10 protein-coding genes are annotated in these 12,331 nt (G+C 60.7%); 5 read left to right on the plus strand and 5 right to left on the minus strand.

What is annotated here, in order from left to right; genetic code table 11:
* Positions 1 to 89: 89 nt before the first annotated feature.
* From BLT00_RS17730 to BLT00_RS17750, 5 genes are all read left to right on the plus strand, one after another.
* Complete coding sequence (locus BLT00_RS17730; protein WP_092144920.1) at positions 90 to 1,421, plus strand: TRZ/ATZ family hydrolase; 1,332 nt, start codon at positions 90 to 92, stop codon at positions 1,419 to 1,421.
* Between the two features lie 61 nt (positions 1,422 to 1,482).
* Positions 1,483 to 2,181 carry a bifunctional 2-polyprenyl-6-hydroxyphenol methylase/3-demethylubiquinol 3-O-methyltransferase UbiG gene (gene ubiG, locus BLT00_RS17735; protein WP_063322361.1) on the plus strand — a complete coding sequence of 233 codons (699 nt, stop codon included), beginning with the start codon at positions 1,483 to 1,485 and terminating at the stop codon, positions 2,179 to 2,181.
* Positions 2,182 to 2,185: 4 nt separating this feature from the next.
* Complete coding sequence (gene mupP, locus BLT00_RS17740) at positions 2,186 to 2,857, plus strand: N-acetylmuramic acid 6-phosphate phosphatase MupP (RefSeq protein ID WP_063322362.1); 672 nt, start codon at positions 2,186 to 2,188, stop codon at positions 2,855 to 2,857.
* 167 nt (positions 2,858 to 3,024) lie between these two features.
* Entirely contained in the window at positions 3,025 to 3,765 is a 741-nt protein-coding gene (locus BLT00_RS17745; RefSeq protein WP_018602937.1) for a YciK family oxidoreductase, read from the plus strand.
* 353 nt (positions 3,766 to 4,118) lie between these two features.
* The gene (locus BLT00_RS17750; protein ID WP_092144922.1) at positions 4,119 to 5,045 is read left to right on the plus strand and encodes a GGDEF domain-containing protein; all 927 of its coding nucleotides are present in this window, start codon (positions 4,119 to 4,121) and stop codon (positions 5,043 to 5,045) included.
* A gap of 279 nt (positions 5,046 to 5,324) precedes the next feature.
* Here the strand turns inward: BLT00_RS17750 and BLT00_RS17755 are convergent, their stop codons facing one another.
* The 5 genes from BLT00_RS17755 to BLT00_RS17775 form a co-directional block, all read right to left on the minus strand.
* Positions 5,325 to 6,095 (minus strand): iron-containing redox enzyme family protein, encoded by a 771-nt coding sequence (locus tag BLT00_RS17755; RefSeq protein ID WP_219737843.1) that lies wholly within the window; start codon positions 6,093 to 6,095, stop codon positions 5,325 to 5,327.
* A gap of 77 nt (positions 6,096 to 6,172) precedes the next feature.
* Positions 6,173 to 8,632 (minus strand): EAL domain-containing protein, encoded by a 2,460-nt coding sequence (locus BLT00_RS17760; protein ID WP_092144924.1) that lies wholly within the window; start codon positions 8,630 to 8,632, stop codon positions 6,173 to 6,175.
* Between the two features lie 190 nt (positions 8,633 to 8,822).
* The gene (locus tag BLT00_RS17765; protein WP_092144926.1) at positions 8,823 to 10,649 is read right to left on the minus strand and encodes an ABC transporter ATP-binding protein; all 1,827 of its coding nucleotides are present in this window, start codon (positions 10,647 to 10,649) and stop codon (positions 8,823 to 8,825) included.
* Entirely contained in the window at positions 10,642 to 11,244 is a 603-nt protein-coding gene (locus tag BLT00_RS17770) for a DsbA family protein (RefSeq protein ID WP_170845901.1), read from the minus strand. The genes BLT00_RS17765 and BLT00_RS17770 overlap by 8 nt, the downstream gene beginning before the upstream one ends.
* A gap of 36 nt (positions 11,245 to 11,280) precedes the next feature.
* On the minus strand, positions 11,281 to 12,222 hold the full coding sequence (locus BLT00_RS17775; protein ID WP_063322368.1) for an oxygen-dependent tRNA uridine(34) hydroxylase TrhO: 942 nt from the start codon (positions 12,220 to 12,222) through the stop codon (positions 11,281 to 11,283).
* Between the last annotated feature and the right edge of the window lie 109 nt (positions 12,223 to 12,331).

A 12,331-nucleotide genomic window follows, 5' to 3' on the forward strand; every position in this document is an offset into this window, starting at 1 on the left:
TGAACAAAAGCCGCCGATTATAGCGATCCCTCCGCGAAGACGCTCGGGTATACTTCGCCATCCTTTATACCCCATGGAACCGTTCCACGATGCCCAAGCCTGCCGTTGCGCTCGACTTATTATTGCTGCCGACCTGGTTGGTGCCTGTCGAACCCGCCGGTGTAGTGCTCAAGGATCATGGCCTGGGCATTCGCGACGGCTGCATCGCGTTCATTGGTCCACGGGCAGAAGCCCTCCGGTGTGACGCCGCCCAGGTCCGTGAGCTGCCCGGCATGCTGCTCAGCCCCGGCCTGATCAATGCCCATGGCCACGCAGCCATGACCCTGTTCCGCGGCCTGGCCGACGACCTGCCCTTGATGACCTGGCTCGAACAGCACATCTGGCCGGCGGAAGCCAAATGGGTCGATGAGCATTTCGTACGCGACGGCACCGACCTGGCCATCGCCGAGCAGATCAAGGGCGGCATCACCTGCTTCTCCGACATGTATTTCTACCCCAAGATCGCCAGCGAGTGTGTCCACGACAGCGGTATTCGTGCGCAAATCGCGATTCCAATCCTCGATTTCCCGATCCCCGGTGCCGCCAGCGCCGACGAAGCCATTCGTCAGGGCATCGAATTGTTTGGCGACCTCAAGCACCACCCACGGATCAAAGTCGCATTCGGCCCGCACGCCCCCTACACCGTGGGCGACGAGAACCTGGAGAAAATCCGCGTGATCGCCGAGGAACTGGACGCGGCCATTCATATGCACGTTCACGAAACCGCCTTCGAAGTGCAGCAGGCTGTGGATAACACCGCGGAGCGACCACTGGCGCGCCTGGGACGACTTGGCCTGCTGGGGCCACGCTTTCAGGCCGTGCACATGACTCAAATCAGCGACGAAGACCAGGCCTTGCTGGTAGAAAGCAATTGCAGCGTGATCCACTGCCCGGAATCGAACCTGAAGCTGGCCAGCGGTTTCTGCCCAGTGGAGCGCCTGTGGCAGGCCGGCGTCAATGTGGCGCTCGGCACCGACGGTGCGGCGAGCAACAACGACCTGGATCTGCTGGGCGAAACCCGCACCGCGGCCCTGCTGGCCAAGGCCGTCGCCGGCTCGGCCACGGCCCTGGATGCCCACCGGGCGCTGCGCATGGCCACGCTCAATGGCGCCCGGGCGCTGGGCATCGAGGCGATTGTCGGCTCGCTGGAAGTGGGCAAGGCCGCCGACCTGGTGGCCTTCGATCTGTCGGGCCTGGCCCAGCAGCCGATCTACGACCCGGTGTCGCAGTTGATCTATGCCACCGGTCGCGATTGCGTAAAACACCTGTGGGTGGGCGGCAAGCCGTTATTGGAGGATGGCCGACTGACCCGCATGGACGAATCAAGACTGATCGCCACGGCCCAGGCCTGGGGTCGCCGCATCAGCGGCCACAACGAATAACCACGCCCCTTGAGCCACGGCTCGGGGCACCTGATTTTTCAAGCTTTTCGAGGATCTGCACATGAGCAACGTCGACCACGCCGAAATCGCCAAGTTCGAAGCCCTGGCCCATCGCTGGTGGGACCGTGAAAGCGAATTCAAGCCGCTGCACGACATCAACCCGCTGCGGGTCAACTGGATTGACGAACGGGTCAACCTGGCTGGCAAGAAGGTGCTCGACGTCGGTTGTGGCGGCGGCATCCTCAGCGAAGCCATGGCCCAGCGCGGGGCGACGGTGATGGGCATCGACATGGGCGAAGCGCCACTGGCCGTGGCGCAACTGCATCAATTGGAGTCGGGCGTCAGCGTGGAATACCGGCAGATCACCGCCGAAGCCCTGGCCGAAGAAATGCCCGGCCAATTCGACGTGGTCACCTGCCTGGAAATGCTCGAGCACGTGCCGGATCCGTCGTCGGTCATCCGCGCCTGCTTCCGTATGGTCAAACCCGGCGGCCAGGTGTTCTTCTCCACGATCAACCGCAACCCGAAGGCCTACCTGTTCGCCATCATCGGCGCCGAATACATCATGAAGCTGCTGCCGCGCGGCACTCACGACTTCAAGAAATTCATCCGCCCTTCCGAACTGGGCGCCTGGAGCCGCGCGGCCGGGCTGACCGTCAAGGACATCATCGGCCTGACCTACAATCCGCTGACCAAGCACTACAAGCTGGCCGCCGACGTTGACGTCAACTACATGATCCAGACCCTGCGCGAGGAGTAAGTCGATGCGTCTCAAAGCGGTTCTCTTCGACATGGACGGCACGCTGCTGGACACCGCGCCGGATTTCATCGCCATCTGCCAGGCCATGCGCGCCGACCGTGGCTTGCCTCCGATGAACACCCAGCACATTCGCGACGAGATTTCCGGCGGTGCCCGGGCGATGGTCGCGGTGACCTTTTCCATGGACCCTGAATCACCAGGGTTCGAGGAACTGCGCCAGGAGTTCCTCGACCGCTACCTCAAGGGATGCGCGGTCCACAGTCATTTGTTCGACGGCATGGCCGAGGTGCTGGCCGATATCGAAGCGGCCAACCTGATCTGGGGCGTGGTCACCAACAAGCCGGTGCGTTTCGCCGAGCCGATCATGCAGCAACTGGGCCTGGCCGAGCGCTCGAAAGTGCTGATCTGCCCTGATCACGTGAAGAACAGCAAGCCAGACCCGGAACCGCTGACCCTGGCCTGCAAGATGCTCGACCTGGATCCGGCCAGCGTGCTGTTCGTGGGCGATGACCTGCGGGACATCGAGTCCGGACGCAGCGCCGGTACCAAGACCTGCGCGGTGACCTACGGCTACATCCACCCGGACGACAACCCGAAGCACTGGGGTGCGGACGTCGTGATCGACCACCCTTCGGCGCTGCGTGAAGTGCTGGATAACGCGTTGTGCAGTTGCTGAACTGAGCCCTTGTGGCGAGGGAGCTTGCTCCCGCTGGAGCGCGAAGCGGTCCCCTGGACGACGGCTGCGCCGCCGAGCGGGAGCAAGCTCCCTCGCCACAAAAGCCTCTTTGCCACAAAAGCTTCCTCGTCACCGGTACTGTGCTGCTCTAATTGTTGAGGTTTTTTATGTTTGATTATTCCGCCCGCCCCGACCTGCTCAATGGCCGGGTGATTCTGGTCACCGGCGCCGGTCGCGGTATCGGTGCCGCAGCGGCGAAAGCCTATGCCGCCCATGGCGCCACCGTGCTGCTGCTGGGCAAGACCGAAGCCAACCTGACCCAGGTCTACGATGAAATCGAGGCGGCCGGTCATCCGCAGCCAGCGGTGATCCCGTTCAACCTCGAAACCGCACTGCCTCATCAGTACGATGAACTGGCGGCCATGATCGAAACCGAGTTCGGTCATCTGGACGGCCTGCTGCACAACGCTTCGATCATCGGCCCGCGTACACCGCTGGAACAGTTGTCCGGTGAGAATTTCATGCGGGTGATGCACGTCAACGTCAACGCGATGTTCATGCTTACCAGCACCTTGCTGCCCCTGCTCAAGCTGTCCCAGGATGCGTCCGTGGTGTTCACCTCCAGCAGCGTCGGGCGCAAGGGCCGGGCGTACTGGGGCGCCTATGGCGTGTCCAAGTTCGCCACCGAGGGGCTGATGCAGACCCTGGCCGACGAAGTCGACACCGTCGCCGCCGTGCGCGCCAACAGCATCAACCCCGGTGCCACCCGCACCAGCATGCGAGCCCAGGCCTACCCGGGGGAAAACCCGCTCAACAATCCGACGCCCGAAGAGATCATGCCGGTCTACCTGTACCTCATGGGCCCGGACAGCACCGGCGTCAATGGCCAGGCGTTCAACGCGCAATAATGGCCACGGCCTGCATCGCGACGACTTACCGTCGCGATGCAGGCTCCATTCGATGCCCAACCAAGCGAACCGCCAAACCCACGTCGCTGGAAATATCCCTTTTTGCCGCCAATAAATTGATTCCTAAGCGGTTTTTATTGAAGTGAACCGAATGGCACGACTTTCGCTCTAAACTTCCTCAAACATGCCATGTTCGGCAAGTAGTGGACGTTGAGACGAGACTTATGCCTGCCAGGGAAAGCAGACTAAACTCAAATCAGTGTCCTACGGGACTGAAGGACCAGTACGACGCGCAGCCCAAAGCCGCCACACCCAACCTGCCAGGACAGATTTAGCTTAGGGGCTAACGCCATATGAAAACGCCCACCCAGATCAACGCGATTGACTTCGACAGCGCCAAATTGCAGCGTCTGGGTCTTGGCCAGCCATCGCCGCTCGCGGCACGCTCCGTCAGTCTTTCGCAATTGCGCCAGCAACTGAGCCAACAGCTGCAGACCAGCCTGGAGCCACAGCGAATCCTCGGCCTGTTTTTCCGGGAAATCCAGCGGCTGGTGCCCCTGGATGCGCTGGCTTACCAGCACAAAGCCAGTGATTTGCGCCTGGAGTTCGGGCAACGCGGGCATCACACCCTCAGCTATAACCTCAGCCATGAAGGCGAACACCTGGGCGAACTGGTATTCCGTCGCAACCAGCGCTTCACCGAAGCCGAACAAAGCGACCTTGAATCCAGCATGTCGGCGCTGCTGTATCCACTGCGCAACGCGTTGCTCTATCGGGCCGCCACCCAGAGCGCCCTGCGCGATCCGCTGACAGGTACCGGCAACCGCATTGCCATGGACCAGACGCTGATGCGTGAAATCGACATGGCCAAGCGTCATTCGCAACCCTTGTCGGTGCTGATGCTCGACATCGACCATTTCAAGCGCATCAACGATAGCCATGGTCACGGCGTTGGCGACGAAGTGCTCAAGGCCGTGGCCGAGTCGATCAAGGGCCAACTGCGCAACGTGGACATGGTGTTCAGGTTCGGCGGTGAAGAGTTTCTGATCCTGCTGGCCAATACCAGCCGGGATGCTGCGGCCATGGTCGGGGAACGACTGCGCTACGCCGCCCAGGCCCAGGATTATTTCGCCGCGAGCACAAGGATCGAGCTGACGGTCAGCCTGGGTTGCGCCACCCTGCTACCGGGGGAATCATCGGAAAGCCTGCTGCGCAGGGCTGACAGCGCACTGTACGTGGCCAAGCGCGAAGGCCGTAATCGACTGGCGATGGCTGGCTGAACAACGAAAGAATGCAAGAACACCACATCCTTGTGGGAGCGGGTTTGCTCGCGAAAGCGGTGGGTCAGCCTATCAATAGGCTGAATGCGCCGAAGTCTTCGCGAGCGAGTCCGCTCCCACAAAATCTTGCGGCGATCATCAGCCGGTAGTCACCCGAACAACTGTGGGAGCGAGCCTGCTCGCGATAGCGGTCTTGCAGTCAACCTCCCCGTCGACTGTCCAGACCTCTTCGCGAGCAGGCTCGCTCCCACAGGTTGTGGCTATCTGTAGCGGTAGTAATCAGCTCCCGGCCAGTGCCAGGCGCTCACGGGTGGATGAGGACTTGCTCACCGTCTCCGACTGCTCCAGTTGCATGCAACGCTCCAGGAACAGGTACATGTAGTCATAGCTCTTGCAAACGGCCTGGCGCAGCTCCGTTTGCAGGGCTTTGCTTGGGTTCATCCCCGCCAGCGTACAGATGATTTCCAGGGCTTCCCAAGGATGGGCATCGTCGTACTGGGCATGCATCTTCAGCCATTTCATCGCCCGCTTGCGGTCTTCCTCGGCGAAAGCGGCCGCGTAGACACCGCTGGAACACACGAGCGCCGACCACTCACCCGTGGCCCCCTCAATGGCATAGTTGGTCGCGGCGATGGCCACGATCAGCGAATCCGAGGAACTGGTGTGCCAGCACCAGTGGCTCAAGGCATGCAGCTCAGGCGGCACATGCTGGGCTTGCAGGTCTTCCAGGGTCACGCCGTGGGCGGCGCTCCAGTTGACCCAGTAGTCGGCATGGTTGAGTTCGACACGAATGTTGCGCATCAGCCAGCGACGCGCCATGTCCTCACCGGGGTGGCGGGCAAAGCGGGTCTTGGTGAGGTTCTGTGCCATGTATAAAGCGAACTGTTCGACGACCGGCCAACCACCAATGAGGTAGTGGCGCATGGTCCTGGCGCTGAGCTTGTTGTCGCGCATGCGCTGGTACAGTTCGTGTTCGACAACCCGGCGCTTGCTCTCGCTGCAATCGGTAATGAGCTGCTGTGCCCATTTCGGATAGCTCGTGGCGTCCATGAGCGGGCCTGTTCGGTTGAATGTGTCGATCACTGTCGGGCTCCTTTTGATTGTGATTTTCCAGATCAGCAAGAGTTTCAGCGGAACGTGCCGGGGGCCTTGAATAACAACGGCTGCGGCCGGGCCGGCCGACATTGCAACGTGTCACAGGTAAACAATTGCGGGCGTTCGATCACATACCCCTGAGCGTAATCCACCCCTATCTCCAGCAATGCCTGCTCGATCTGGGCGGTCTCAACAAACTCGGCAATCGTGCGCTTACCCATGACGTGGCCGATGTGATTGATCACTTCGACCATTGCTCGGTTAATCGGGTCGTCCAGCATATCCTTTACGAAACTCCCGTCGATCTTCAGGAAGTCTACAGGTAAATGTTTCAGGTAGGCGAATGAAGACATTCCGGCGCAAAAGTCATCCAGCGAGAAGTAACATCCCAAGCTCTTGAGTTCATTGATAAAGCGGATCGCACTGCCCAAATTCGAAATAGCGCTGGTTTCTGTAATTTCAAAACAAATCATTTCCGGCGGAATCGAGTAGGCCACGAACTGTTTACGCAGGAAATCGAGGAACGCCTGGTCTCCAATCGTTGTGCCTGACAGATTGATCGCACACATCGCCATAGGCCCCTGTCGCGAATCATTCAGGCACTGGCGGATGATCTTGAAGACATTCTCCACCACCCAACGGTCCAGGGAGGTCATCAGGCCGTAGCGTTCCGCCGCGGGAATGAAGCTGTCCGGCAGGATCATCCGCCCGGCTTCGTCATGCAGGCGCAACAGGATCTCAATATGCCCGCCGCCATGGTCACCCGGGCCCAACGCGGCGATTTCCTGGGCGTAGAGGCAGAAGCGATTTTCCTCCAGGGCCATGTGCAAGCGCTGGACCCAGGCCATTTCGCCAAAACGCAGGGACAGCTCCGAGTCGTCGGCATGGTAGACCTGGACCCGGTTGCGGCCCTTTTCCTTGGCCATGTAGCAGGCCATGTCGGCAGCCCGCAGGGACGCCTCGAGGGTCGTCGGCGTCTGGGCGATATGCACCAGGCCGATGCTCACGGTGGTCACGAACGGCCGGCCCTTCCAGACAAAGTGCAGGTTCTGCACGGTCTGGCGCAGCCCTTCGGCAATTTTTTCCGCCGCTTCCGGCGAACAGTTCTCCAGCAAGATCCCGAACTCATCCCCGCCCAGCCGGGCCAGGGTGTCGTTTTCCCGTAGCCCCGATTGCAGCAAGGCGCAGATATGGCGCAACAATTCGTCACCCGCTGCATGGCCGCAGGTGTCGTTGACCAGCTTGAACTGATCCAGGTCGAGAAACATCAAGGCATGACGCCCGACCTGGCGAGTGAGGTTGTGCAAGGCCTGCTCGAGGCGATACTCGAATTCCCGGCGGTTCGCCAGGCCAGTCAGGGCATCATGAGTAGCCTGCCACGACAGGTTGGCGATGTATTGGCGCTCCTGGGTCATGTCATGCAACACCAGCACGGCGCCGCTGACCTTGCCCGCATGACGGATTGGCGCGCCCACCAGGGTGACCGACACGGTACTGCCATCCAGGCGCTGGATCAGCTTGGAATGTTCGCTGGCACCGCTGAGCCGACCGCTGAGGATGTGCTCGATCAGGGTCAGCCCCTCGGTCTGGGCATTGTCATCGAGCAAATTGAACAACGCGGCCAAGGGCAAGCCCGTCGCATGTTCAGCCTTCCAATGGGTCATCGCTTCGGCAGCGGGGTTCATGTAGGCGATGGCACCTTCGACGTCGGTGGTGATGACCCCGTCGCCAATGGATTGCAGGGTGATCTGCGCCCGCTCTTTCTCCATCTGCAGCGCGTTGGCGAACACCTGCCGCTGGGCGAGCAATTTATGGGTCCGCAACAACGCCAGGACGATCAGTCCCAGGGCGGTGGCGAAATTGGTCACCAACAAAAGCTGCAGGATGAAACGCGAGCCCTCGCCCAATGCGTCGCTGAAGGCCTTGGCAGCCGGGGTAACGGAATCGTTGATCGCAAAGATCTGGGCCTTCCAGCCGCGGATATCCACCTCCGACGCCTGGCCTGCGGTAATGCTGTTGTGCATCTGCCGGGCGACGTTATCCAGCTCGATCAAGTAGCCGTCGCCCACCGTCCAGAGATCGATGGCTTCCTCCAGGTAACTGAAGTGACGAAAATTGAGGTACAACCAGATCAAGCTGGAAACGTCATCCGGATGGTTGCCACCTTGGAGAATCCCGGCCCGTGCAGCTTCGAGATCCGGCGGTTCGCGATCCAGCGCCACGCGCAGTTCATGGCCGCCCTCGGGGACGGCGATGGCTTGCTGGTATTTGCGGAAAATCGCCCCGTCACGGCTGTCGGCGTAGAGGTTGAGATAATAGATGGCGTCTTTCTGGCCCTTGGACCAGAGACTCTCCCCCGCCACATAGCCGCGAACGGCAGACAGCACGTAAAGGCTGACGCCGCCAAGCAATGCCTGAAATAGCACGACGGCAATAAAGGGCCAGACGATGCCTAGCAGCCGTGGTGTTCCGAGAGTCTGCTTTTGCTTCATGAGGTCCCTTGCACAGGTATTGCCAGACGAACACCCGCCAGAATTCCGCTCCTGACTCAATAGCCTAGGCTAGTTTTCAACCTTTCGAATGAATGGATGAACAGATCGACAGACTTTGCGTGGAATTCAGAAAAATCGGCGTGTTTGCCTGCTTTTTTTCCGATACTAAGCGCAGAAAAGCGCTAGAAACTCAAGGCTGCTGAATCTGTTGCAAATGACCATAGAGTCGCGCGTACAGGCCACCTTCGGCAATCAGCTGCAAATGGTCGCCGTCTTCGGCGATTTGCCCACCGTCGAACACCAATACCCGATCGGCCTGCTTCACCGCCGAGAGCCGGTGGGCGATGATCAGCGTGGTGCGTGCGCTCAAAAAACGCGCCAGTGCCTGATGAAGGTTGTACTCGGTCGCCGCGTCCAGTGCCGAGGTGGCTTCGTCGAGAATCACCACCCGTGGGTCGGCCAATACCATGCGAGCGATGGCCAGCCGTTGACGCTGTCCGCCCGACAGCCGCACCCCGGAACGCCCAACGACGCTCTCCAGGCCCTGGGGCAGCGCCCGTACGGTGGCATCGAGCTGGGCGATTTCCAGAGCACGCCAGCAGTCGTCGTCACTGCACTCACGGCCCATGGCGAGGTTTGCCCGCACCGTATCGTTGAACAGCGCCGGATGTTGCAACACCACTGCAACATTCTCCCGGATGGTCTCCAGGCCGATCTCCTGTTGCGTGGCGCCGCCGAAACGAATGCTGCCTGATTGTGGCGTGTACAGCCCCAGTAACAACTGCACCAGGGTGCTCTTGCCACCGCCGCTGGCCCCGACGATGGCGACTTTCTCGCCCGGCGAGATGGACAGGTTCAACTGGTTGAGCACCAGTTCCTCGCCGTAGCCGAAACTCAACCCCTGGATCTCGATGCCCACCGTGTCACGGCCCTTGAACGGATCGACGACGCCCGTGTACTGGGGCTCGTCGGCCCGGGCCAGCAGTTCATTGATCCGGTTCAAGGCACCGCCGGCGGCGTAATAGGCGTACTGCAGGTTCAACAGTTGCTCGACCGGACCGATCATGAACCAGAGATAGCTGAACACCGCCAGCATCTGGCCGATGGACAGGTCGGAAAACACCACGGTGAGCATGGCCGCCGCGCGAAAAATATCGATGCCGAACTGGAACAGCAAACCACTGGCGCGGTTCGAGGCATCGGTTTTCCACTGCGAACTCACGGCGTAATCGCGGACCTCCTTGGCGCGCATCCCCAAGCGGCCAAGAAAATACCCCTGGCGGTTACCGGCGCGCACTTCCTGGATGGCATCCAGGGTTTCGGTCAAGGCCTGGGTGAAGCGCGAGGTGCTGTCGTTCTCCAGCTTCTTGAGGTGCTTGACCCGCTTGCCCAACTGCACCGTGGCGTAGATCACCAACGGATTGAACAGCAGGATCAGCAGCGCCAGCTCCCAGTGCATCCACACCAGGATCCCGGCGGTGCCCACCAGGGTCAGCATCGCCACCAGGAAACGACTGAGGGTTTCGCCGATGAATTTGTCCAGGGTGTCCAGGTCGGTGACCAGATGGGCCGCCACGGTACCGCTGCCCAGGCTTTCGTATTCGCCCAGGGAAATTCGCTTGAGACGTTCGATCAAGCGGATGCGAATGCGATAGACGATGTCCTTGGCCAAGCGGGCGAACAAGCGCGCCTGCAGCACGTTGAACAACAATGCGCCACAGCGCAGGGCCAGGGTTACCAGCAACATCAGTCCAATGTAGCCGGCCGCGCGCTGCCAGCCCATGGGCAACGCCTGGTTCATGACTTTCAGGGCCGTATCGCCATGCCCCAGCAGGACTTCATCCACCAGCAACGGCAATAGCAACGGGATCGGTACGCTGCACAGCGTCGCCAGCACGGCCACGCCATTGGCGATCCACAGGGCTTTTTTATGCTTGAGGGCCAGGCGACGGATTTCCGCCCAACTCAACCGGTCGATGCGCTGCGAGGCCGATGTATCTGGTGGCCGGTCAGGCACAGGTCGCGCGCTCCAGCCAGCGGCCAAGCAAAGGCGACAGTTGGCTCAGGGGCTGGTAACCGTTGGTCAGCAAGGCCAACTGGCCATCGCGCTCGGCCAACAGTGTGGGGAACCCGGCAATGCCCAGGTCCTGTACCCAGGTGAAATCCGCAGCCGTGGCCGCATGTTGATCGGCGCGATCGAAGGCCGCGGCGAATTCGATGCGTGGCAGCCCGGCCTGTTCGGCCAGCTCCACCAGCACGCTGGCGTGGGTCACGTCGCGGCCTTGCACATAAAAAGCCTGCTGGATCAGCTTCACCAACTTCCAGGCCAGGTCCGGAGCCAGGCTGCGGGCCGTGACCAGTGCCCGGCAGGCAGGCTCGGTGTCGTAGACGAAACCGTCCGGCAGCGCGCCTTCAAGCTTGAAGGGCTGGCCGGTGGCCTGGGTAACGGCCTGCCAGTGTTCAAGAATGTAGCGCCGGGTGGTCGGCTCCAGCGCCGAACCGCTGCCGGTGCGCAAACCACCCACCACCAGGTGCAACTCCACCCCCGCGGCCTGCGCCTGCTCTACCAGCGCCTCGGCCACCGGCGCAAAACCCCAGCACCAGGAACACATCGGGTCCATCACATAGAGCAGGCGTGACGCCATGGTTCAAGCCTCGGAAGATGATTGCTTGTAGTTGTAGCCGATCGGGTGCGGCATGTTGCGAGCCTTGGCCAACTCGATCTGCTTCTGCCGGTCGATGGCGCTGCGACGGGTCTTCTCGCTCAGTTTGTCCCAGCAGTGCGGGCAACTGATGCCAGGCACGTAGTGCTCCGAGGCGCGGTCTTCTACGCTTACCGGAGTACGACAAGCGTGACATTGATCGTAGTCCCCTTCGCTGAGGTCGTGGCGGACGGTTACGCGGTTGTCGAACACGAAGCAGTCGCCGCGCCACTTGGTTTCTTCCTGGGGGACCTCTTCGAGGTATTTCAGGATGCCGCCCTTGAGGTGATAGACCTCGTCGAAACCCTGGCCAAGCATGTAGCTGGAGGCTTTTTCGCAACGAATGCCGCCGGTGCAGAACATCGCGACTTTCTTGTGCCTGGCCGGGTCGAAGTTGGCCTTGATGTATTCAGGGAATTCGCGAAAGCTGGTGGTCTTGGGGTCGATGGCGCCCTCGAAGGTGCCAATGGACACTTCGTAATCGTTACGGGTGTCGATCAACAACACTTCCGGATCGCTGATCAGTGCGTTCCAGTCCTGTGGTTCGACATAGGTGCCGACCTGCTTGTTAGGATCCACGCCTTCGACGCCGAGGGTGACGATTTCTTTTTTGAGCTTGACCTTGGTGCGGTAGAACGGCTGTTCATCGCAGTACGACTCTTTATGGTCGATGTCGATCATGCGCGGATCATTCTTGAGCCAGGCCAGCAGGCCATCGATGCCTTCGCGAGTGCCGGAAACCGTGCCGTTAATGCCTTCTTCAGCGATCAGCAACGTGCCTTTGATGCCGTTGTCGAGCATGGCCTTGAGCAAGGGCTCACGCAGCTCGACGTAATCTTCAAGGGTGACGAACTTATACAGTGCCGCCACGACAATGGGTTGTGCCATGGGTATTTCTCCAGGTGGCTACCCTCGTAAAGGGTGAACCGGATGCGAAAAAAAACGCGCCGGGTGAGCGGCGCGTTGCGGATTCTAGCAAAAACACGGTGGCTTTAGG

Origin of the sequence: Pseudomonas sp. NFACC51 (genome assembly GCF_900103575.1) — a bacterium.
GTDB lineage: Bacteria > Pseudomonadota > Gammaproteobacteria > Pseudomonadales > Pseudomonadaceae > Aquipseudomonas > Aquipseudomonas fluorescens_Q.